General features: G+C 69.4%; 16 protein-coding genes and 2 pseudogenes. 5 read left to right on the top strand and 13 right to left on the bottom strand.

The genetic code is table 11. The features are described from left to right. Positions 1-334: 334 nt before the first annotated feature. A pseudogene (locus OG729_RS02055) lies at positions 335-558 on the top strand (IS5/IS1182 family transposase); the annotation flags it as partial. A 157-nt stretch (positions 559-715) separates the two neighbouring features. After that, the gene (locus OG729_RS02050; RefSeq protein WP_405803883.1) at positions 716-2149 is read left to right on the top strand and encodes a hypothetical protein; all 1434 of its coding nucleotides are present in this window, start codon (positions 716-718) and stop codon (positions 2147-2149) included. A 4-nt stretch (positions 2150-2153) separates the two neighbouring features. Here the strand turns inward: OG729_RS02050 and OG729_RS02045 are convergent, their stop codons facing one another. The 13 genes from OG729_RS02045 to OG729_RS01985 form a co-directional block, all read right to left on the bottom strand. Next, the gene (locus OG729_RS02045) at positions 2154-2369 is read right to left on the bottom strand and encodes a hypothetical protein (protein WP_405803881.1); all 216 of its coding nucleotides are present in this window, start codon (positions 2367-2369) and stop codon (positions 2154-2156) included. Positions 2370-2462: 93 nt separating this feature from the next. Continuing rightward, on the bottom strand, positions 2463-3149 hold the full coding sequence (locus OG729_RS02040; RefSeq protein WP_405803880.1) for an HAD family hydrolase: 687 nt from the start codon (positions 3147-3149) through the stop codon (positions 2463-2465). A 270-nt stretch (positions 3150-3419) separates the two neighbouring features. Further along, entirely contained in the window at positions 3420-3986 is a 567-nt protein-coding gene (locus OG729_RS02035) for a hypothetical protein (RefSeq protein ID WP_405803879.1), read from the bottom strand. Between the two features lie 107 nt (positions 3987-4093). Beyond that, on the bottom strand, positions 4094-4762 hold the full coding sequence (locus tag OG729_RS02030; RefSeq protein WP_360869428.1) for a hypothetical protein: 669 nt from the start codon (positions 4760-4762) through the stop codon (positions 4094-4096). 493 nt (positions 4763-5255) lie between these two features. After that, positions 5256-5975, bottom strand: a complete 720-nt coding sequence (locus tag OG729_RS02025; protein ID WP_405803862.1) for a DUF2993 domain-containing protein — start codon at positions 5973-5975, stop codon at positions 5256-5258. Continuing rightward, positions 5972-8233, bottom strand: coding sequence for an MMPL family transporter (locus OG729_RS02020; protein WP_405803860.1), 2262 nt, complete (start codon positions 8231-8233; stop codon positions 5972-5974). Before OG729_RS02020 ends, OG729_RS02025 begins: the two co-directional genes overlap by 4 nt. A gap of 101 nt (positions 8234-8334) precedes the next feature. Further along, the gene (locus tag OG729_RS02015) at positions 8335-9711 is read right to left on the bottom strand and encodes a histidine kinase dimerization/phospho-acceptor domain-containing protein (protein ID WP_405803858.1); all 1377 of its coding nucleotides are present in this window, start codon (positions 9709-9711) and stop codon (positions 8335-8337) included. Continuing rightward, complete coding sequence (locus tag OG729_RS02010; RefSeq protein ID WP_405803856.1) at positions 9708-10394, bottom strand: response regulator transcription factor; 687 nt, start codon at positions 10392-10394, stop codon at positions 9708-9710. The genes OG729_RS02015 and OG729_RS02010 overlap by 4 nt, the downstream gene beginning before the upstream one ends. Before the next feature lie 269 nt (positions 10395-10663). Then, positions 10664-13132: an NACHT domain-containing protein gene (locus OG729_RS02005; protein WP_405803854.1), complete on the bottom strand. Its 2469-nt coding sequence runs from the start codon at positions 13130-13132 to the stop codon at positions 10664-10666. A gap of 910 nt (positions 13133-14042) precedes the next feature. Further along, entirely contained in the window at positions 14043-14627 is a 585-nt protein-coding gene (locus OG729_RS02000) for a GNAT family N-acetyltransferase (RefSeq protein WP_405803853.1), read from the bottom strand. 552 nt (positions 14628-15179) lie between these two features. Next, complete coding sequence (locus tag OG729_RS01995; RefSeq protein ID WP_405803851.1) at positions 15180-17285, bottom strand: bifunctional polysaccharide deacetylase/glycosyltransferase family 2 protein; 2106 nt, start codon at positions 17283-17285, stop codon at positions 15180-15182. An 86-nt stretch (positions 17286-17371) separates the two neighbouring features. Beyond that, the gene (locus tag OG729_RS01990) at positions 17372-18271 is read right to left on the bottom strand and encodes a hypothetical protein (protein WP_405803849.1); all 900 of its coding nucleotides are present in this window, start codon (positions 18269-18271) and stop codon (positions 17372-17374) included. Positions 18272-18841: 570 nt separating this feature from the next. Continuing rightward, positions 18842-20173: a cytochrome P450 gene (locus OG729_RS01985; protein WP_405803848.1), complete on the bottom strand. Its 1332-nt coding sequence runs from the start codon at positions 20171-20173 to the stop codon at positions 18842-18844. A gap of 219 nt (positions 20174-20392) precedes the next feature. On the opposite strand from OG729_RS01985, the pseudogene OG729_RS01980 reads away from it, so the two are divergent. The 3 genes and pseudogenes from OG729_RS01980 to OG729_RS01970 form a co-directional block, all read left to right on the top strand. Continuing rightward, a pseudogene (locus OG729_RS01980) lies at positions 20393-20548 on the top strand (IS5/IS1182 family transposase); the annotation flags it as partial. Continuing rightward, positions 20545-21411, top strand: a complete 867-nt coding sequence (locus tag OG729_RS01975; protein ID WP_405803847.1) for a hypothetical protein — start codon at positions 20545-20547, stop codon at positions 21409-21411. The pseudogene OG729_RS01980 and the gene OG729_RS01975, both read left to right, overlap by 4 nt. A 623-nt stretch (positions 21412-22034) precedes the next feature. Continuing rightward, the gene (locus tag OG729_RS01970) at positions 22035-22442 is read left to right on the top strand and encodes a hypothetical protein (protein WP_360869468.1); all 408 of its coding nucleotides are present in this window, start codon (positions 22035-22037) and stop codon (positions 22440-22442) included. Positions 22443-22467: the final 25 nt, after the last annotated feature.

Here is a 22467-nt window from a genome sequence, read left to right as displayed (position 1 = left end):
CAAGGGCGAGCTTGACCCGCGCGCAGCAGATCGATTGTCACACCCGGTCGGCACGCGCTGATTATCAATAACTCGGAGTAATCGGCAGATCCAGGTGGGGTGCCTATCCTCCGCTGACATGCACTCGGGGCGCGCGGCCGAGCGGGCACCGTTCCGATGGAGGGCGGGATAGACGTTGAGCGGCCGAGCCCCCGGCTGACCGTCCGGCTCGCCAAGGTGACGGCGGCGCTGTCGGCCCGCAATGCAGCGTGTTCCGGACGTCGCAACGCCGCGATGCCGCCACCTGGGCGTCGACCATGCGCAAGGCCCGCACGAGCGGTAGGTCAAAACCCGTGCGGGCCTCCGTCGTTCACGGGCCCCGGTCGACAAGCACAAGGGCCAGTCGCCGGTCGACCGGGGCCGGGCGGTCGAAGCGACACTTGATCATCGACGGGCATGGAACGCCGCTCGCAGTCCTGCTGACCGGCCGCGGCTGACAGTCTCACCGTCACCCGTCTGGCCGCCATCCTGTCGCCGGTTCCGGTGGCAGGTGCGCACCGGCCACGTGCCAAGAGCGACCGCCCGCTCGTCTGCTGCCACCGCTGGCCGGAGACGGCCCTACCTGCCTCTGTTCGGATTGACACCGGGCTACCCGGGTCTCGTACTGACCATGAGGGACTCTCGTCCCTGTGGTGGATTCCACCATCCGAAATCTCTCCCCTTTCAGCGAGGCGCCATGACGGTGCAGCAACAGCAAGCCGCGATCCCGACGGTTCTGGTGTACGAGGACGACCCCGGATTTCATCCGCACGTCAACATGCCCGTACCGCATCCCGTTCCACATCTCGACACTCAGCCCTTCCCGACGGCCATCGCGGAAAGCACGCCGCAGCCGGACGGTGCCGGGCCGGGCACCGAGGCCTTCCGCTACTGGGTGGCGGCCGACGCGCTCAGCAGGACCAGCCAGACCTGGGGTCCGCTCGTTCCGACCGGAACGCAGTGGCATCCGACGGTGGGCCGCGCGCTCACATCGCACCTCAACGCAGGAATCGACCTCAACGCCTTCTACGACCGTAGAGGCCTGTGGTTCTTCCGCCGCACGGTGGCGGGTGTCACCGTCGCCGCGTGCGAGAGCTCCGAGGTCGTCGAGCACGAGACGGGGCACGCGATCCTCGACGCCCTGCGCCCTCAACTGTTCAACGCGGCGAGCGCAGAGGCGGCTGCCCTGCACGAGGCGTTCGGTGACATCAGCGCGCTGCTGACCTCACTCCGGCTGGAATCGCTGCGGATCGCGGTACTGGCCGAGACACAGGGCGACCTCGAACGGTCCTCGCGGGTTACGAGGATGGCCGAGCAACTGGGCTGGGCGATCCGCCAGGGCCACCCGAACGCGGTCGACCCGGACTGCCTGCGTAATCTGTCGAACAGTTTCTTCTACGGCGACCCGGTGCAGCTGCCACCGAGCGGACCCGCGAACATGCTCTCCAGCGAGCCGCACTCGTTCTCCCGGCTGTTCAGTGGCGCGTTCCTCAAGATCGTCGCCGGGATCTTCCGGCAGCAGGACCTGCAGGACCAGGCCGGTCTGGCCAAGGCGGCCGAGATCGCGGGACAGCTGCTGGTGGATGCTGCCGTGGCCGCGCCCGTGGTGTCGGCCTACTACGCACAGGTCGCCGGTCACATGATCGCCGCGGAGCAGCGCCGGAACGGCGGCAAGTACGGTCAGTCCCTGCGCTCGGCGTTCATCCGTCACGGCATCCTCTCCCTGGAGGCCGCAGCGTCCATCACCGAGCCGGAGGTGGCACGCCGAGGCGCCGGAATCGCCGAGGCGACGCCGGGCGGTGGTGACGACGAGGGGCTCACGGCCGTCACGGTCCACGGGGCGACGTACGGTGTCACTCAGCCCCTCACCCTCTCCGCCCCCGCGGCGGAACGACGGTTCGGCATCGCGGGCTCGGACCCCGCCGGCGGCTCGGTGCGGCCCGCCGACCCCGAGCGGGTCGCCACGTCGTTCCTCGAGGACCTCCTCCGCCGCGGCCGCGTCCACGTACCCGAGGAGCACCGCTCCAATGCGGCGTTCGTCGACGACAGCCCCTCCCGGCTCAAGACGCACGAGATCACGCGGAGCGTGACCGGCGAGGGTTTCGCCCTGGTCCGGCGGTGCTTCGACTGAGCAGTCAGTGGAAAAAGCGCAGACGACGGACGGTGAGCCGTCCGTCGTCCCCGCGCTTGATGACGTGCGTCGTACTCGGTGTCGGCTCCTCACCCTCGAACACCGCCTCGCCCCGCGCCAGCAGGTCGCTGATGAATTTCTCGGTCGCTCGGCGCTCGGCGTCATCGCTCTGTCCGCCTTCGGCGGTGTTCCTCCGGCCTTCATCGCTGTTCGTACCCATACTGTGCACTTTCTTCGTTGACGTCCGGATGCCTGCCGGATGCCTGCCGGGGGCCGACAAGGCGGCCGTCGAGTGCTGCGTCGGCCCGGCCGCCTACGGGGCTTCGTGAGGGGCGTCCGCGAGCGATTCGGCTGCCGAGACCGGCTGGTCGTCCCGGATCGGGAAAGCCGCCGTGTCATCCACCGGCCCCCGCAGGTCCACCCTGAAACCGGCGCGCTCGAGTGCTTCGGCGCCCTGCGTGGTCGCCATGGTTAGCGCGAGCCGGTCGGAGACGGCCTGCACGACAACGGCCTCGGTCTCGTTCACGGCCGCGGTCAGCTCGGGCAGGCCCAGGCCGTCCGACAGCTCGATCCGCGTCCGCAGCACAGGACGGTTTTCCATCGCGGCAAGAGCGAACACCGGGTGGGCCGCCGTACGCATCCCCGCCTCGCGTGCGAACGCGCGCTCCTGGGCGTCCTCGCCCACGAAGACACAGTCGTCGGCCGCCGCTCCCCCTGCACTCGCGACCGCCTGATCGAAGATCCTGCGGCTGTCCTTGGCACGCCAGTGCACAAGTGCCTCGTCCGTGAAACGGCCGGGGAACGCCTCGTGGAGCGCGGCCGCTGCCCGTGCGGCGGCACCGTCGCCCTGCCCGGGGTTGGAGATGATGCCATTGGGGACTCCACGGAGGGCGTCGAGCACTGCCATAACGCGCGGTCGGGGCTGAAGTGTCAGGGAGCCGTCGGGTTCCACGTGAGCATCCGCCAGGTTCGCCCCGATATCGAAGAAAATCACAGACATGTGAAGTGCCTCCCCGCGGTGAACGCTTTCGAGTCGGGACCGCCCGGGTGAAGGGCGCTCACGATGCGAACTGCCGCACGGCGCCTTTCCGTGGCGCCTGTCCGAAGTGTGACGCTCGCGGAGGCGACCGCGCCGGAGCGTGACCCCAGCCGCTCTTGACCCCGACCAGCTGAGCGCGGAGACAGGTGGCGGCAAGGAGACCGCGGGTGGCTGAGGCGCCTGCGAAGCGGCTCCGGTGCAGCTGGCCCTGGTCGCGAGCCAACCAACCTTCTACAGCACCTCGCCGAGCACTACCATTCCGCCCCGGTCCTCCTTAACCAGCTTCAGGTGCTCACCGGTCTCGAACAGCTCCGCCACCCGTGCCCCCGCATCCTCCAGGCCGTCCGGACGCCCCTCCAACGCCACTTCAATCACCCAAATCCGCCCCGCGAACGAGAACACCAGATCCGACGCACGCACACCCTCTGCCACATGCACCTGCATCAGCGCCACACCGCCCGCGCCGTTGTCGGCGAACGGTGCCACCTCCCACAGCAGGAACGCCAGGTGCGCCCACCCGGGCGAGCACGCCGCCGGCGCCCACCCCGGCAGCGCTGCCGGGTTGGTGGCGTCCCCGTAGGGGAAGAGCGGCACACGGGCGTCGGGGAGGTTCTGGTGGAAGCTGACCGACATCGACGCGATGTCGAGGCTGCGCAGTTCGAGCCCGGCCCGGCCGTGGTCGCAGATGATGTCGGCGACGCGGCCGACGAACGCCGCCCCCTCGGCGGGGCCTGCCGGCCCGGGCTTGGGCGCAGAGCCGTCCAGGGGCCCGTAGGAGGCTCGGGTGGCTGGGGTCATGGGTTCCTCCCGGGAAGGAAAGGACGCGTCCCCGGGGAATGGTGCCCCCGGGGACGCGGTGAGCGTAGCGCGGGTGTTTGCGCGAACGCATCAGGGTGTAGGACCAGTCAGCGGATGGCCGCGGGCGAGGCGAGCGGCTTGTGGGCCGCCTGGTACTTCTCCGTGGGGACTGCCGCGGTCTTCGCCTTGACGGTGTAGGACTTCGACAACTCCTTGTAACCGGACAGCAGGGATTCGCCGTTGGGGGTGTCGGCGGCGCGGATGCCCTGGTTCTGCTTGTTGAGGGTGATGGTTACCCAGGCCGGGCAGCGGACGATACCTTCGCAGTAGGCGGTGATGACGCCCTTGGGCTTGTGGTCCCGTCCGGAGTGGCGGATGTCCTCGTTGACGACGGCGAGCACCTTGTACTGCTTGACGAGCTTGCAGACGCCGTTGCGGCACTTGTACTTGCCGGCGTAGGCCCACTGCCGGTAGGACTTGCCGCCCTGATGCTTGCGGTTGGGGCCCTTGGTGATGAATTCGACCGCGCCGTACTTGGTGATGGCGTGCTTCTTGTTGATCTTCGTCCAGCCGAAGCCCTTGCCGTTTTTGTAGTAGCCCTGGCGCAGGGGGGCGTCGCCGGGGCCGCGGTACTTCAGGTTCTTCAGGATCTTGTACTGGCCGGTGGCTGCCTTGGCCTCAGCGCCGTCGGCCGCGGGTGCGGCCTGGGCGGCGCCGGCGGAGGCCAGCAGGGCGGAGCCGGCGAGTGCGAACGCAGTTTTGTGGATGATCTTCACGTGTGTCCTTCGCAGCGCACTTCTCCCCGTGTTTCCCCGGCGGGGCGGGGAGATCACCAGGTTATGCGCGCGAATTCCCCTGTCACTATTGTCTCTTGGTGCACTGCCCTTCGGGGCAGGAGCCCAACGGCAGGGCTAGGTAGTGGTGGTAAGACCGGTACGACGGCGTGGGTCGGGGTGAGTACCCGCCGACGGCACCGTGGCGGGCGCAGGTGGACCTTCCTCGCCCGTTCCGGTGGCGGCGGCCGGTCCAACTGCCTGCCGTATCCGGTCATCAGTGCCCTCGCACAGGTCCGGGCGATTGGCCCAAGCGTCAGAGAGGCGTACGAAGTCCCGTCGCGCGGCCGTGGTTGGTGGCCGGGTTGGGCCCGGGCGACCAGGGCGGAGGCTGAGGAAGAGAGAATGGAGTCGGCGGCGCGCTGCCCGAGGCGGGCTGCCCACAGCCCGGCTGTACCGCTGCGAGCCCCGCTGATGTGTGTGGCGTATCCGGTCGTCAGGCGTCGGCCAGGGTGCTGGGGCCGCCCGTCAGGGCGATGTGCAGACCGTCCGGCTGGACGTGCACGGACGTGGCTTTGAGTCCGAGCGGGTAGTCCTTCTGCGCGCCCGGCGCCGATCCAGGGCCGCCGTTGCCCATCCCGAGCCGGCTGGTGGGGACTGAGCGGCCGAACACGGTGAGCCCGTCGACGGCGAGGGTGACCTTCCCGTCCTTGAGTACGGGATGCAGCGTCAGCTGTCCGGCGCCGCCAAGGCCGACGGCGGCGAGGATGGTTCCCTTCGCCGGGTCGGTGGTGACCGAGGCGACCGGTACGGACGGCGCGACGGCTTGGATCGCGGCGGCGAGGGACTGCGTCCGGGCGGTCACCTGGACGTGGGTGCTTTCGACGGTGGCCGTGCCGCCGAGGCGGACGTGGTCGAGCTGTGCGTGGACGGAGACCTGGGAGAGGGGTCCGAGGCGGGCGTCGTCGCTGCGGATGTCGAGTCTGGGGATGTTCTTGTGTGCCAGGTCCCACAGGACCCAGCCGCCGGCCACGCTGACCGCCACGTTGTCGCCGAGGGAGGGTGCTGCTTCGGCGATGCGGTTCTGGATCATGTTGCGGGCCGTGAACTCGGCCGCGCCTGTGGCGACGGCGGCTACCAGGAACACGGCGGTCGTGACCGTGAGGACGAGGTGGCCGCGCATGGCTGCCCAGGTTTTCGTCAGGCGGTGCTTCATCGCTGGTCTCCTCGGGCGGGTGCGGGTGCGGGTGCGGGTGCGGGTGCAGGCGCAGGGGCGGGTGCGGGCAGGGAGTTGGGCGCCGCGGCGGGTCCTTCCGGGTCGAGATGCGGAAGGAGCCGGTCCAGCCAGCCGGGTAGCCACCAGTTGGCGCGCCCCAAGAGGTACATGGACGCGGGCACCAAGAGCAGGCGGACCACGGTGGCGTCGATGATGACGCTGACGCCGAGGCCGAGGGCGAGCATCTTGACGGCGACGTTCGTGGAGAGCAGGAACGCCAGGAAGACGCTGGTCATGATCAGTGCTGCGCAGGTGATGACGCGGGCCGTGGCGGCGAGGCCGGTGGCGACGGCCAGGTGGTTGTCCTTTCGGTGCAGCCAGGTCTCGCGGATCCGGGAGAGCAGGAAGACCTCGTAGTCCATGGAGAGCCCGAAGACGATGGCGAACATCATCATCGGCACGTAGGACTCGACGGGAACCTTCTCGGTGACGCCGAACAGCGCGCCGCCCCAGCCCCATTGGAAGACCGCGACGACCACGCCGTAGGAGGCGGCGATGGAGAACAGGTTGAGCACGGCGGCCTTGAGCGCGACCAGCAGGCTGCGGAAGACGGTGAGCAGCAGCAGGAACGCGGCGGCGACGACCACACCGATGATCAGGGGCAGTTGGGCGACGAGGGTGTCGGTGAAGGTCTGCGTGGCGGCGGTGGTGCCGGTGACGTAGCCGGTGGCACCGGTGCCGGACAGCGCCTGCGGCACCGTGTCGTTCTGCAGTGTGTGGATCAAGTCGGTGGTGGCCTGTTCCTGCGGGCCGGTGGTGGGGGTGACGGTGGTGATGAGCAGGTCGTGGTCGGGGCTGGGGGCCGGGGGTGTCACGGAGGCGACGCCGGGCACGGCGGCCAGCGTGTGCTGGAGCGTGGTGGCGAGGTCCTGGCGCTCGCTCTGGCCGGCGACCTGCCGACTGTCGAGGTGGGTGACCACGGTGAGGGGGCCGTTGGCGCCGGGGCCGAATCCCTCTGTGATCAGGTCGTAGGCACGGCGGTCGGTCTTGCCGGTGGACTGTGCTCCGGCGTCGACGTGGCCGAGCTGCATGGACGCGACCGGAATGGAGAGTGTGCCGAGCAGGAGCAGGCCGCTGACCAGGAAGAGCCAGGGGCGCCGGCTGACCTTGACGGCCCAGCGGTGCCACACGTCCGACTCGCCGGTGGGTTCGGCGACCGGCGTGCGCACGTGAAGGCGGTCGATGCGGCGGCCGAGCAGACCCAGCAGCGCGGGGGTCAGTGTCACGGACGCGGCAGCGGCGACGACGACACTGAGCCCGGCCGCGACGCCGAGGGTGCCGATGAAGCTCATGCCGGAGACGCAGAGCCCGCCCAGCGCCATGGCGACCGTGGCGGCGGCGACCAGCACGGCGCGGCCGCTGGTGGCAACGGTCCGCCCGACCGCCTCAGCGGGTTCCATCCCGCAGTGCAGCAGGGCTCGGTAGCGGGTGGCCAGGAAGAGCGCGTAGTCGATGCCGACACCGAGGCCCATCATCGCGGCCAGGGTCGGTGACGCCTGCGCGAAGCTGAAGTGTGAGGCGAGCAGGCCGAGGCCGCCCAGGCCGACGGCTAGGCCGAGCACGGCCGTCAGCAGCGGCAGTCCGGTGGCGGCGACGCTGCCGAAGCCGATCAGCAGCACGAGCACGGCGACAGCCAGACCGATGGCCTCCGAGGCGCGGTCGGCCGATTTGGGTGCGGCCAGCTGCCCTAGCGGGTCCCCGTATTCGACGGTGACGTGGTCGGTGCGCAGTGGCTCGACGGCGGTGTCGACCTGGGCGAGGTAGGAGCGGTCGAAGCTCGCCGGGTTGCTGCTGAAGCGGACGGTCATCTGGGCGATGTCGCCGTTCGCGGAGACCGCCCCAGGCGTGGTGAGCGGGTCGGCCACCGAGAGGACGTTCGGCAGCTGAGCCAGGTCATTGACGGCCGCGTCGATCGCGGTCCGGTGACTGGCAACCGAACCCTGGTCGGACGTGATCACGATCGGGGCGGCTGTGCCCCCGGAACTGGTTGTGTGGGCCTTGAGCAGGTCGGCACCGGTCTGGGCACTGGTGCCGGGCAGGGAGAAGCTGTCCGCGAAGGTGCCGCCCCACTTGTGGTTGGCCAGCCCGAGGCCGACAAGGAGCACCACCCACAGGGCGACAACCCGCCAGGCGTGCCGGGCACACCAGCGCCCGCTTTGGTGGAGCAGTCCAGGCCCCTGGGCCGATTCAGTGTTCATGGGGCCTCACTCTGCGCGGCGCGTGTAAGGGGGCCTTTGGCGCAATGTTCGGGGAATGTACGGGCGGCTGTGCGCCCGCCGGGACGAGGGCTCGCGAGTCCTCAAGCGCCGTCGGGTGACGGCGGGAGGGTGACGGTGAAGCAGGCGCCGCCTTCCGGGCCGTGCCCTTCGACACCGATGGCGCCACCGAGACGGCCGGTCAGGCGGTGGGCGATGGCCAGGCCCAAGCCGCTGCCGACCGGGCGGGTGCCCCGGTAGCGCTCGTGGAGGGCGCCGCTGTCGAAGGCAATGCGTACGTCGTCGTCGCTCAGACCAGGCCCACCGTCGCGGACCTGCAGTTCAGCCGCGCCGCCCGCAGCCGCGCGGACGGCGAGGACCAGGGGTGCGCCCTCGGGCGTGACCCGTAGGGCGTTCTGCACCAGGCCGTCGATCAGCTGGCGAACCCGGAAGGCGTCCGTGTCGACGACGGGCTGCCCGGACTGCTCGAGCCGTAGGTCGACGCCGTGGCGTGCGCAGGGGCCGGTCCAGAAGGCAGCGGCCCCGGCGACGAGTGCGCAGATGTCGGTCGGGGCCGTGTCGAGACGGAAGTCGTCCGCCTCCAGCCGGGCCAGGTCCAGCAGGTCCCCCAGGAAGCGGTCCAGGCGGCGTGTCTCGTCGGCCAGGATGCTGCCGACCTCGGGCAGTTGGTCCGGCTCGACCAGGCCGTCGGCAAGTGCCTCGGCGTATCCCTGCAGTGCGGTCAGCGGGGTGCGCAACTCGTGGGAGACGGAGAGCAGGAACTCCCGCTGCCGGTTCTCGCTGTGCGCCAGCGCGTCGTCCAGGACATTGAGGGCGCGCCCGATGTCCGCGGTCTCCCGTGGGCCGTCGACCGGGGCCGGTACGCCGCGTTCGCCATCGGCGAGCCGGTGCGCGATCTGCGCGGCCGCCGCGAGCGGGCGGGCGATGCGGCGGGCCAGGAGCGCTCCGGCCAGTGCCGCGCCGAGCATGCCCACGATCAGCGGCGCAATCACGTTGCGGCGGATCTGGTTCGTGTTCTGGGTGACGACCGTGTAGGGCTCGGTCAGCACGATCGCGCCGCCGCGCACGCCGGACTGCCCCACCAGCAGCACGTCCTGGCCGCCCAGGACGCTGTTGGTGGAGACCGGCTCTCCCGCCAGCAGGGCCGATTTCGAGGCCATGTCAACGGCTGGGGTAGCGGTTCCGCTCACCGTTCCGTCCGGGGCGATGACGGCGAGCTGCACACTGTTCGGCCCGGCCAGTACCTGGGCGCCGGTAAAAAGAGCTTCGGACAAGGCGGGCAGACGGCTCAGCACCGTTGCCTGGCACGTCAGTTGGTCGCGCTCGCGCTGCTCCGCGCCGTGTTCGGCGGTCTGCCAGGCGATCAGCCCGGTCAGCGCCACTGCGAGCGCTGCCACCACGGTGGTCAGGACCACGATGTTGCGTGCGAGCGACCCACGACGGGAGCGGGGGCGGTTCACCCGCTGGAGGCCGTCGCGCTGTAGCCGACGCCGCGGACCGTACGGATCGGGCTCGCCTCGCCGAGCTTGGCGCGCAGTTGTGAGACGAAGACGTCGACCATCCGAGTGTCGCGGTAGCCCGGGTACCCCCAGACCCGCGCAAGCAGCTGCTCACGGGTGAAGACCTGCCCCACGTGCTGGAGCAGATACGCGAGCAACTTGAACTCGGTGGCGGTGAGCTCGACCAGCTCGCCGTCGCAGCGCACGGTGCGGCTGATCGGGTCCACGCTGAGCCGGCCGACGCTCTCGGTCGGCCGACCCGGCGGCCCGGCCGCCCGGCGCAGCACGGTCTTGACCCGGGCGACCAGCTCCCGCGGCGAGAACGGCTTGGTCAGGTAGTCGTCCGCGCCCAACTCGAGCCCGAGGATCCGGTCGGCCTCCTCACCGCGCGCGGTGACCAGCAGCACCGGCGTCCAGTCGCCGACGTCACGCAGGGCACGGCAGAGGGCGATGCCGTCCATGTCCGGCAGACCGATGTCCAGCACGATCGCCACCGGGTGCATCCGCCTCGCGGCCGCGAGCCCGGCAATCCCGTCGGTCTCGACGTGGACACCGAAGCCCTCGCGGGCCAAGTAGAGCCTTTCCACATCGGCGATGTGGCGTTCGTCCTCGACGATCAGCACGAGGCCCCTGGACTCCGTCATCACTGCCTCTCACGTGCGGCAACCTCGTCGATGCTAACCACATCAAGCCGCCCTCCCGGCGGGCGCGCCACCGCCCGTACATTCCCCGAACAATGCGCCGGCTGCGCCCTTGCACCCGCAGCGCACAGTGGCGGATGGCGGCCGACGAGGAGCTCGGGGCGTTCTACGGCGCCTGTTTCCGGGCCGATCGTCACCGCCGCCTCTGCACCGGCTTCGGCGAGTTCCCGGGTGAGCGGCTCGGGTCGTCAGTCGATAGAAATGAGAAACCTTCACTGATGCCCTTCGCGTACCGGCGACGGCGGGAATCGTGGCCAGGGCAGTGGCGGGCGCGACGCCCCGGGCTCGTGCGGACGCGATGGGGCCGCGAGATGGTGCTGCAGGTCGATGTGGCGGAATTGGTGGACTGTTCCCACCTGGCGCAATACGCCGCGTCGTTCATGGGCGTCGGTGAGGAAGGCGGTCAGGTCCCGGGGGAGGTGTCGGCGCGCCGCAAGGTGGTAGCGGGTAAGGGTGTAGTACCACCAGGCGTTGTGGCCGAGCGCCGCCGCGAGGCCGACGGTGAGTCCGTAGGCGAGACCGCGGTCGATGATGTGGGGCGGACTCATCGCCATCGCCTGTCCGCCCGTGGTCCCCCGGCCCAGACCGTAGGGGAACCCGCCCTGTACGGCGTATTCGACGCCGTAGCACAGAAGGAACGCGGCGCCGACCGCGAGGCCGACGACAGTCCACAGCCTGCGGAAGATCCTTCGGTCCTGCTTCAGGAGGGCGGCCGGTCCGACCGAGGTGGCGAGATCAGCCGGTTTGCCGGCGAGGCCGTGGGCGATTCCGACAGCAAGCCCGAACGCGCATGAGAAAGCGAGCATGGTGGTGAAGGAGTAGGAGGGAGTGCCGGTGAGGACCGACTGGATCCTGAGTACCCCCCAGTGGGTCACGCCGATGGTGGAGCCGCTGGCGAGGCCCACCGAAAAGCCCCGCCAGTTCCAGGCCCACAGCGTGCGCACGGTCGGGATGGCGTTCGGGCGGCGTGCGGACAGGCTGCTTGCCCGAGCGCCGACGGCTCCGCCGGCCAGTGCGTAGACCGTACCGTTGACGAGCGCGCCGACGGCCGCGGCCGTCGGGCCGTAGTTGTGGCGGAACGCGAACCAGAGGACGGCCCCGGCGGTGAAGCCGAGGGCGCACAAGCGCCAGTCCCAGATCCGGCAGTGTGGTTGCCCCGAGGGCGTCCCGGACTGCCGAACCGCGAGTCTGCTCGACAGGGCACCGACGATTCCGCCCGCGAAGCCGTAGGCGAGTCCATAGGCCAACGTGGTCGGTAGCGATCCTGGCTGCCCAGTGCTCAGCACCTGGGGCACGCCCTCGGCGATGCCCCCGGTCACCCCTGCGACGAGGCCGCAGCCGATGCCGCCTGCGATCCCTCCGGCCAGGCCCGCGACGACGGCTGCGGGCGGGCCCGTCTGCCACCCGGAGTCGAGGCCGGCGAGTAGCGCCGTGAACCTGCCCACCACGCCGGCGGCGGTCCAGGCCACCACACCGAGGACAACTCCTGTCACCACCTGGGCGATACGGGGCGGCAGCGCACGGCGCACCTGCCACCAGGCCAGGTCGGCAGTACCGCCCAGGGTGTGTTGCAGGTGTCGCGCCAGAAACCGCAGGGCCTGCTCGGCCTGCTGGGGAGACCAACGACACGGATACCGCGGATGTGGCCGGTAGGCGGCCGGCACGTACGCGTCGAAGAGATGGGTCCGGACAGCTGCGGTGTCGGGGAAGCGGGTCGGATCGCACAAGTCCCCAGGCGTGGGGAGGACAGCGGCTTGTTCCCCCGGCCGGGGGTTGTACACCGTCCTGGCCAGAAAGAGCATCAGTGGTGTGGTCAGTGCACGTGCCACGGGGGCATCGGTGCCGAGCAGGCGAATCACCGGATCCCAGCGGGCAGCCGCCGCTGTGTGCCGGCCCCCGGCATCCCGTTTCAGATAGTCGGCGACGTCCGGCGCGTCCACGGCGCGCAGCTCCACGGCGGCGGCACCGCAAAGCCTGACCGGTACCCCGCGGGCCGGGGCCTGCGTGTCCCCGTACTCCGTCACGCGGCTGGACAGCACCAGCGGCTGGCCGAGCGGCAGGGCGGCGTTGATCGCATCCAGCGCCATGGCGCGGAACGGTTCGGGAATCTCGTCGAACCCGTCCAGGACCGGCAGGATCAGTTGGCGCTCCAGTAGTGCTCGGGCATGGCTGACCTGCCCGGGGTGTTCTGCATGCCCCACCTCTGGGGTGCCAAGACCGCTGTAGTCACGCGCGAGCCGTTGCGCCATCCAGAATTCCAGAGTCTGCTCCGCAGGATTCCACGAGGCCAGCGGGAACAGCACCGGAACCGGGCTTCCCTCGGTGCGCTCGGCGGCCAAGGCCAACAACAAGCGGATCAGCAGCATCGTCTTCCCGCTTCCCGGGTCACCGAGGACCACAAGGCGGCGTGTCGGCACCCGTTCCAGGAACACCTCGGTGATCTCCCCGCCTGTCCCGGCCAGTTCAGCAGGCCCAGTGGCCCAGCCGGAAGGAGGAGCCGACCGGCCGGACGGCCAGTCCTCGGCCATCTCCCGCAGGAGAGACCACGACTCGCCGAATCGCGGATCGGCTGCCTGCCAGGAGACCGGGAGCGGGTAGGGGTCGTTCAACCGCCGCACCCGGGCCTCCGACTCCCACTGGCCCCGCACGGCCACTGCCAGCCGATCGGCGATCTGGGCCACGCCGTACCCGTCGGCTGCCTCCCGCCGATCGGCCCGGAAGGTTGCCCAAGACAGGTACAGGCCGCCTACGGACGGAAGCAGAGCCGCTACCGTCTCTGCCACCCGCAGGTCGAAACGGACGGCAATGCACACGGCCCCGGCCATGCCGCCAACTGCCAACACGAGATAGAGCACGCCAACCCGCCGTGTCCGCCTGCCAGTCCCCATGGCCGGATTTTCCAGCGCCAGGAACAGGAGGCTTGCGGGAACAGCGGCCCCGCCCCACGAACGAGTGACAGGTTGCCGGCCTCGCCCGGGGATTTCGCCGTGGTCGGGGCACATCCCGGGAGCACACCTTCCTGCCGACCTCCCTCAGCACCGCAAGCCGGCCCCTAAGCCGCAGCTGAGTTCACCCGGAGTCAAGGACGTCGTCGGGAGCCGCCCGGGTGCGTGACACGGGCGGGGTGTGCTGGTCGGGGTAGCCGAACCGTATCTCCGGGCCGTAGCGTCTGCCCGTCTCAGGCGAAGCAGATCAGGGGGGCAGTGGGAGTGCGGACGAGGTGCTGGAAGTTGGCGAATGCGGTGGTGGCTGCCGGAGTGTTCGTCGTCTCCGGGTGTTCGGCACAGGATTCGGTCGATGACAGAACGGGGACGGATGCGGCGTCGGCGTTCGTGGCGCCGTCGCCCTCGGGGCCTCGGCCGCTGACGACCGCACAGTTGAAGTCACTCCTGCTACGGGAGAAGGACGTGCCGCAGGCTGACAGCGCGCCCGTGCAAGGCCCCGTTCCCAAGTACGATCCGCGGGTTGTGGTAGCCGGCCCGGACTGCCAGGAGGTGTTCGACGCGCTCGTCGCACACGACGCGTCCACTTCCGTGATCCAGGCGCCAAGCTCCTCACTCAACCCGGCCGCGGTCTCTACCAGAAACGGGCTTAGCGCCGCTTTGCGTGGGCTGGAATCGGCACAGCCGACGGCCGCCACTCTCGCCTGATCAATCCGAACACCCACGAGTCGGACACTTCGCCGTTCACGACGCAGTCTTCCCGCAATGTCCCTTCATGCATGAATCCGATCTTCTCCAGGACCCGGGCAGATGCCACGTTGCGCGTGTCGGTCTCGGCCTGGATTCGATTCAGGTCCAGTGTGTCGAATGCCCACTGCAGCAGGGCGTGTGCCGCCTCCGTCGCGTAGCCGTGGCCCCACATCGCCTCGGCGAGGCAGTAGCCCAACGACGCGCTGCGGTAGTCCGGGTTCCATTCGGCCAGAACGCACCAGCCGACGAAGGCCCCGTCAGAAGCACGGTCGATGGCCACCCGCGCCCCGGTGCCTTCGTCCGCCATCGTCCGGCACATCGCGATGAAACGCTCGGCGCGGGCCCGGTCGGTCCACGGCGGGGAGTCCCAGTAGCGCATCACGTAGGTGCTGCTGTGCAGCGCGAACAGGGGGTCCGCGTCGGCGTCGGTGAAGGGTCGCAGTCGCAGGCGAGCGGTGTGCAGTATGGGGGTGGCCAAAGTCATGCGTACCATCTTGTGTCCTCATGGGGCGGACAGAACACCGAATATCCGATCACGGTCCGGCCCTCACAACCAAGGCACCGCCTACCAGCAGATCGTGCATGCCTTCAACCAGCACCCCCGACCAGACATTCAAGGTCTGCGAACGGCACGACTACTTGTCCTGCCCACCGACGGCCCAGACATGAACGTCACCCGCAGCCGCCTCGAACGCCAAGGCTTCCTCACCCAACCGCGCAAGACCACTACTAGAAACGGACTTAACGACCTCTGAGGCGAGCGGCGACAATCGCGGCAAACCGAACGCGCTGCCGGTGTGCACCTGCCACACTGATTGCAGCCCCCGCCGCCTCCCCCGTCGGCGGGGGCTCTTGTATGCCCGGCGATACGGCTGCCAGGGCGGCGTGCCCGGAACGCGTAACAACCCCGCCCAATGGGCGGAGTCGTTCGTGATGCTGAACCTGGCTCAGTGCGCGTCGCGGTCGACGCGGCGGCGCTGGGGGCGGGGCGGCTCGCTGCGGTTCACGTAGCTGCGCCCGCCTGGGCTCTGCCACTTCAGGCCGGCTGCCGCCGCAGCGCGTCCGTCGCCGAGCCGGTGCGCTGCATCCGGTGCCAGCGCAGCCTGCTGCCCAGCAGCGCCGTGACAACCGACTGCACCACCACGAGGTACATGAGCTGCCGGTAGACGAAGATCTGCAGTGGCAGGGTCCACAGCGGTTCGAACTTCTCCTTGTCGAGGCGGAGTGCGTACAGGGCGCCGAGCACCTGCACGGCCGTGAAGCCGAGCCATACGGCCCCGGCCTTGGCGGCGCTCTGGAACAGCAGCCCGTACACAGCGAACACGTCGACGAGCGGAGCGAGCAACGGCAACAGCGTCTGGAATATGGCGAGATAGGTCAGTCCGCGGCGGCCGAGCTTGCCCGCCTGCCCCGCCTCGAACAGCGACCTGCGGTGCTTCCACATCGCCTGGAGAGTGCCGTAGCACCAGCGGTAGCGCTGCCTCCAGAGCTGCCGGACGGTGGACGGCGCCTCCGTCCACGCGATCGCCGACTCCTCGTACACGACCCGCCAGCCCGCGCGGCACAGCGCCATCGTCAGATCGGTGTCCTCGGCAAGGGTGTCCTCGCTGACCCCGTCGACGTCCATCAGCGCCCGGCGGCGGAAGGCTCCGATGGCTCCCGGCACGGTCGGCATGCATTCGAGTACGTCGAACATACGGCGGTCGAGGTTGAAGCCGATGACGTACTCGAGGTGCTGCCAACGGCCCAGTATGCCCTGCCGGTTGCCGACCTTCGTGTTGCCGCTGACCGCGCCGACGCGCGGGTCGGCGAGCGGCTGTATCAGGTTGCGGATCGCCTCTGGCTCGAAGACCGTGTCGCCGTCGATCATCACCAGGATGTCGAAATGCGCCCAGGACAGACCGGTGTTGAGGGCTGCCGCCTTGCCCGCGTTGGGCTGGCGCACCACCATCACCCGCGGATCTTCCTCCCGGACCGACTCGGCGATCTCGAAGGTGCGGTCGCTCGATCCGTCGTCGACCACGATGATCTGGATGTACGGGTGCGTGGACGCGAGCAGCGAGCGCAGGGTCGCCTCGATGCCGGCCTCCTCGTTGTACGCCGGCACGATCACGGTGACCGGTTCGTCGACCCGCGGCAGCCGGTTGCCGCGACGCCGTTTCCCGCGGCTGCGGCGCACATGCAGACGGGCGACCGTGAACAGCAGCACGAGGCGCCCCAGGGAGATCACTGCCGCGGCCACCAGCAGCCACGTCGTGGCGTCTGCGAAGCCCCGGGACAGGGTCTGGGCCCACACAACGGCGGTGCCCTTCGCCTCGGTGGCCTCCGAGACGGGGTAGCTGACGCCGGGCATCCGGAGCGCCGCCCCGACGGTGGTGAACCGCACGCCGTGCGGCGGGGACGCCAGGATTCTCTCGGTGGCGTCGACGGCTTCCCGCGAGCCGGTGAACTGGCGGATCACACCCTGCTTCGGGCTCCGGTCGAGGGCATCTGCGGCAACCAGGATGTAGCCGTCGTCGATCGCGCGCCGCCCGGCTGTCCATTGGTCGGCGCACAGTGACGCGGTGTCCCCGGTGTGCGGCAGCCGCACCAGGCGGGTGCCGAGGCCGGCGGCGCCGGCGAGGGTGTTCTGAGTGACGGCGAGCTCGAACCGCGCGCGGGTCGCCGAGACCTGGGCGAGGTCGGCGTCGGTGTAGGTGTGCGACCCGATCTGGTGGCCCTCGTCGCGGATCCTGCGCACGAGGTCCGGGTGGGTGGCCACCTGGGTTCCGGAGACGAAGAACGTGGCCTTGACATGATGCTTGTCCAGGATGTCGAGCAGGCGCGGGGTCCAGGCGGGATCAGGACCGCCGTCGTAGGTCAGGGCTGCCCTCCCGGCGGGCAGGTGTGCGCTCTGCAGCTTTCCGCCGGCCTCGCTCAGCACGGGGCCGCCCGTGCGTACCTCCGAGGGGGCGGCGGCGGTGCAGTGATGTGCGGGGGCGGCGGTGGGCGCTATCTCGTGCCGCCCGTAACCGCTGAACAGCAGCGCAGTGGCGGCGACCGCGAGCGTGAGCAGAAGCAGCAACCAGTGGGCGCGTGGGTCGCGCCGCAGGGCATGCCGGTTGGTTCTGGCAGGCCGTGCCGTCTGCTGCGAGCGGGTCACCTCAGACGACCGGGCCGAGCGCTTGGTGCGTGGGGAATGGCTGCTGCCGCTGGAACGGTACGTTCCCGTGTTGCGTTGAGGGTGGCTCACCTGGGTCCCCTGGTCGATCCCTGGCCGCGGCCTGGGTTGTCGCCGGAATTCCCCTTGCCCGGCGCGCTCGTGGTGGAGGCGGCGGTGGTCGTGGGCGCCTCGGTGGCGGGTTCCTCGGTCTCGCCACCGGTCTTGGCGGCGCTCGCCGAAGGGCTCGGGACCGCTGACTCCCCGGGCGTGACGGACGGATCGGCGGTGGGTCCGTCGTTCGAGCCGGGCTGGTCCGTGGTTTTCGTCGGGCCGTCCTGCTCCTGATTGTGCTTCTGGTTCTGCTCCTGGCTCCAGGGCAGCGAGCCGCCCGAGGGCACCGAACTGAAGAATCCGGCGATGACGACGGCCAAGAAGACAAAGCAGACCGCCGCGACAGCGAAGGCCGCGCGGCGGATCAGCTGACTGCGGCGGCCCGATGCATCGACGAAGACCGAGCCGTCGTCGTGCCCGGCGTCGTCCTGGTCGTCGTTGGAGCCGTAGGTGCGTCCTTCGTCGCGGTATATGTGCTCGTGCTCGGTGCCGTAGGCCCCATAGTCGGTCTCGTGGGTGCCGTGGGCCCCCGCGTGGGTGCCGAAGCCGCCCTCGTACGCATCGTGACGGTCAACGTACCCGCCCTGCGGGTGGCGGTAGGCATCGCCGGGCGCAACCCCGTGACCGGTCGCCGCCGGCTCCTGCCACCCGTGCGCCGTCGCCGGATCCCCGTATCCGTCATAGGCCTGGGGCCTGTCGCCGTACGGGTGGTAGACGACCGGCAGGCCCTGAGTGCCGCCGCCGTCCTGGTATGGGACGTTCCCGGCGTACACGTCAGGCGCGCCGTCCGCGAAGCTCACCTGGTTCGCGTCGTACGCGCCATTGGCGCCACTTGCGCCGTACGCACCGTTGTCGTGCTGGGGGTGCCAAGACATGGGCGCAGAGTGTAGAGGCTCGGGAGACGTGCGGTGCAGCGGCGGACGATACCGGCTCAAAGCCCCCCGCGCTCTCCACGGCAAGGTAAATGGAACGTAACACTCCGCATATGGACCGGCCTCAGCGCACGCCCTGCGGCCGGACCTGGCTGCTGATCCTGCGCTCCCGTCGCATGCGCGCTCTTCGGCAAGGCGTGCTCCCGGTGCGGCCGTCCGGCCGCATGAACGACGACAGCTGGTTCTCACACTTCAGGCCCTGCGCCACCTTCTTGGCGAACGTTGCACGAGTACCTGGCAGACAACGAAGAGCACTGGCTCGGCTCCCTCGACCCTCTCGGCGCGAACGGCTACCTCGGCGTCAACAGCGCAGCCGTTGGCCCTCCGCTGGCACTCCGCTGTTCTAGGATCCGCAACTCCGTTGTCAGTGAAGCCGCTTCATTGACAACGGATTGGCACATCCGCAATGCCGTTGGCATTCACTACGCGTAGTAGCGGCCTCTCGCTGGGCTCTTTCCGTCTCCTGTGAGGATGTGCTGCCCGTCCTCCGTGCCGTTCCCGGCATGGGCCACTTCAGGTGCGTGGCGGTTCCAAGGTCGCGGGGGTGGGGCCGTCGGGGCGGACGGTGATGCCGTACGCCGCCTTCGTGGGGGTGGAGGAGAAGGCCAGGGTGTGGACTGGCAGCAGGTGTTCGAGCAGGACCGTCGATTCGCGGAGCGCGAATTGCAGACCGAGGCAGGCGCGGGGACCGATGCCGAAGGGGAAGTAGGCGCCCGGGTGGGCAGGCCGGCCGGCCGGGGTGATGAAGCGCCGAGGGTCGAAGTGCTCCGGGTCCGGCCACAGGTCAGGATCGCGGTGCGTGAGGTACGGGCAGATCAGGATGTCGGTGCCCGCCTCGACGGTGTAGCCGGCGAGGGTGTCGTCCTCGGTGGCGTGGCGGGGCAGGATCCAGGCGGACGGGTAGAGCCGGAGCGTCTCGTGGACCAGAGCCTGGATGGCCTGGCGGCGTTGCGCCGAACCTTCGTCGCCTGCGGCGAGAGCTTGTTCGCGGGCGGCGGGGTACCGGTCGAGGAGCAGGTAGAGCCAGGTCAGGGTGGTGGCGGTGGTCTCGTGCCCAGCCACGAGCAACGTGACCAGCTCGTCGCGGATCAGCCGGTCGGTGTACTCGGGGCGCTCGTTGGCGGCGTCGATAAGGACGTGTAGCAGGCCCGGGCCGTCGGGGCCGACGGCCCCGCCGCGGGCGGCCTCGATGGCATGCCGGGCGACCGCATCGATCCGGGCGAGATCGGCGGCAACGGCGTCCTGGGCGTCGGTGACATCAGCGGGCAGCGTCGGAAGGGCGGCCGCCACGGCTGCCACGGCGGCCAGTTCGCGCTCGGTCCCGTCATCGAGGGGGTGCCCGGTAAGAGAGCGCCAGATGGCGTCCAGGGCGAAGCGGCGCATCTCCCGCCCGACATCGAGGGTTTGCCCGGTACGGGCGTACCCGCCCCAGCGCCCGGCGGCGGTCCGGGCAGCCTCAGTGATCCGCTGTTCGTAGCGGCGCATCCCGGTACCGGTGAACTGGGACTGCAACAAGCGGCGTTGGCGCTTCCACGCCGCGCCGGTGGCGGCGAGGACTCCGTCGCCGATCAGCAGACGGGCGCGGTGGGAGCGCTTGACGTACCGCTCGGGGTGCCGGGCGAGCACGTGCTGGACCGCCTGCGGGTCGGTGACGAGAACGGTGGGGGCCGGCCCGAGGCGGAACGCGGCGATGCTGCCGAACCGCTCTCGCACCTGGGACAGCAGCTCGACCAGTTCACCTCCCCCCGAACGCCACCGCTGCACGAGTCCAAGCTCGGCTTCCGGGACCGGCCGCCCCGTTCCGGGAACGTGCGCAAGGGAGTCGAGACTGGCTTCGGGGTCCATGATTCTTCTCCTGGTCAACCGCTGTGCGTGGCCGTAACGGAGCATTGGCACCACGGACTGTACGGGAGCAGGCACATCCGGTGACAGTCCGCCTCGACATAGCCACTTTCCAGGCATGACCGGGATCCTGTCGCCTTTCCGCCAGGCAGCCGGCCCGGGGCGCAGCCGACCGGCCGCGTCCCCCGCGGCCACCCGCGCACCCCGGCCCGACCATCTTGGCGGGGACAGGGGGGAGGGCGTACTCATCCTGAACTGGAGCGAACCATGCTTGCGCTCAAGGGCTTCCGGGCAGTAGCGACCAGGTACGAGAAGCGGGCATACCTCTTTCACGGCACCGTCACCGCTGCCGCGATCCGACTGTGGCTCCGCTCATGATCCGCGAGTGGGAACGGCTGTCACAGCTGGCCTCTACGCTGCGAGCGATCTACGACCCGCTGGCCGGAGGCATGATGACCCGCACCCCCAGACCGACAATCGAAGCGCTGCTCGCCGTGCTTCCCGAACTCGCTCCCCACGCGCGCGACGCAGTCATACTCCATCCCGAGCGGGCAAAGCCGGACTGCCGGAACAGTTCGATCGGCGGACCACTGCTGTGGCCGAGTGACGAACCATGGCCCGAGTGCTCGTTGCCCGACCAGAACAGCCCTGTCGGCGTGCCTGCCGCGGCCATGGTGCCGGTCGCACAGATCTTCCGGCGCGACGCGCCAGGACCCTGGTGGCCCGTCGGCATCGACCTCTTGCAGATCCTTTGGTGTCCCAATGAACACTGGGATCCTCCGGCCCAGCAGGCCGACATCAGCCCTGTGTTTGAGGTGCGATGGCGTCGGGCCGCTGACGTGATCAGTCGATTGACGACTCCGCCGTCACCCTCGCGGTATAACGAGGACGGTTACCTGCCGCAGGCGTGCGCCATCACCGCTGAGCGCGTGACCGACTTCCCTTTCCGTGACGAGCTGCCTGCAGAAATCCGTCCGCGGCTGGAGGAACTGGTCCGCGAGACCGGCGACGGCGGTGACGCCATCACCCGCCTCGCCGGCTGGAAACTCGGCGGCTGGCCAACCTGGCACCTGACGCACCCCACAGTCTTTCCCTGCGGTGACTGTGGCACGGCCATGACGCTCCTGTTCACCGTGGCCAGCGACGACGAGACAGGGGTTGTCGTCGGCCGGTGGGGAGACTTGCGCATCTTCACCTGCCCCGCCGATCACCGTCACGCCTTCCAGGTAGACCTGCACTGACCTGCGGCTCATCTCCCGCACCACGACCCATCAGACAGGCGCTAATCCGTGCCTGTTTGCGATCCCGGGGCGGGCTCGGAAGCTTCCCAGAGCACCGGGGCGGGAGAACCGGGGGCCGGGGATCATGATGGTGCCGAGCCAGCCTGTACGGCCGCTCAAGCACCAGTGCAGCACCACGAGAACATCGACTCACGGACAGCCGGCAGACTTCACCTCACCGCGTGAAGATCACCAACAGCATCCAGAAATTGAGCCAGAGCCGAAAAGCGTGACCGCCACGGCTTCTCACTGCAAGCGACGTCACACCGACCTCGACTGAACCCTTCACCCAGATGATCCGTCAGATCGCCAAGTGCAACTGGAGTACTGGGGCACCAGCACCCGAACGGGCGACCCGGTCCCGCCTGTCGCCGCACCTCAGGTTTCGCTCAACCGTGCGAACGGAGGTAGGAGTTGGCGCTAGGGTCTCTCCTCGGCGGCTGTAGAGGCCGTTGTCGACCAAAGAAAACCGAGGGGAACGCGTGCGCCGAATTTCGCGAATCATGTCGGCAGGCTGTGTCGCAGCGGCACTGGCCGTCATCAGCTCCACACCTGCGTCCGCCGCTGTGCCCATGAGTTGCCCGATGACCAAGGGCTACGATTTTTCCGGCAGTCACAATTACTACCGGGACCTGGAACCCCGTTCCGGCGGCGACAGCGGTACGACAATCAGCATCACCTTCCACAAGGGAAAGACGACGACGTCCACCGTGGGCGGATCGATCTCGGGCGAAGCGAAGGTGGTCTTCGTCAAGGCGTCGGCGTCGTTCGACTACCACTTCGCATGGCAGTGGACGAACAGCTCGACCTACACGTGGTCGTGGAAGGTGCCGAACAACATGAGGCACGGTTACCTGCACGCGGGTGTGAAGGTCAAGTACACGAAGTGGAACTACAACCAGACGCAGCCCAACTGCACCACCAAGGTGCTGCGCAGTGGATCAGCGCGGCTGGTCTACAAGGGTCGCGAAACCTGGCACGGAAAGAGCTGATGCGCAGAAGACATCTGGCCGTACT

This window comes from Streptomyces sp. NBC_00210, from assembly GCF_045160975.1.
GTDB lineage: Bacteria > Actinomycetota > Actinomycetes > Streptomycetales > Streptomycetaceae > Streptomyces.
This window is presented reverse-complemented; position numbering and strand designations above follow the sequence as displayed.

Excerpts from the sequence above, each read along its gene's own strand:
- OG729_RS02040 (WP_405803880.1), bottom strand. The coding sequence starts at position 3,149 with ATGTCTGTGATTTTCTTCGATATCGGGGCGAACCTGGCGGATGCTCAC.
- OG729_RS01975 (WP_405803847.1), top strand. The coding sequence starts at position 20,545 with ATGATCCGCGAGTGGGAACGGCTGTCACAGCTGGCCTCTACGCTGCGA.
- OG729_RS02025 (WP_405803862.1), bottom strand. The coding sequence starts at position 5,975 with ATGAAGCACCGCCTGACGAAAACCTGGGCAGCCATGCGCGGCCACCTC.
- OG729_RS01985 (WP_405803848.1), bottom strand. The coding sequence starts at position 20,173 with ATGGACCCCGAAGCCAGTCTCGACTCCCTTGCGCACGTTCCCGGAACG.
- OG729_RS02045 (WP_405803881.1), bottom strand. The coding sequence starts at position 2,369 with ATGGGTACGAACAGCGATGAAGGCCGGAGGAACACCGCCGAAGGCGGA.
- OG729_RS01970 (WP_360869468.1), top strand. The coding sequence starts at position 22,035 with ATGACCAAGGGCTACGATTTTTCCGGCAGTCACAATTACTACCGGGAC.
- OG729_RS01990 (WP_405803849.1), bottom strand. The coding sequence starts at position 18,271 with ATGTCTTGGCACCCCCAGCACGACAACGGTGCGTACGGCGCAAGTGGC.
- OG729_RS02050 (WP_405803883.1), top strand. The coding sequence starts at position 716 with ATGACGGTGCAGCAACAGCAAGCCGCGATCCCGACGGTTCTGGTGTAC.
- OG729_RS02010 (WP_405803856.1), bottom strand. The coding sequence starts at position 10,394 with ATGACGGAGTCCAGGGGCCTCGTGCTGATCGTCGAGGACGAACGCCAC.
- OG729_RS02020 (WP_405803860.1), bottom strand. The coding sequence starts at position 8,233 with ATGAACACTGAATCGGCCCAGGGGCCTGGACTGCTCCACCAAAGCGGG.
- OG729_RS02000 (WP_405803853.1), bottom strand. The coding sequence starts at position 14,627 with ATGACTTTGGCCACCCCCATACTGCACACCGCTCGCCTGCGACTGCGA.
- OG729_RS02035 (WP_405803879.1), bottom strand. The coding sequence starts at position 3,986 with ATGACCCCAGCCACCCGAGCCTCCTACGGGCCCCTGGACGGCTCTGCG.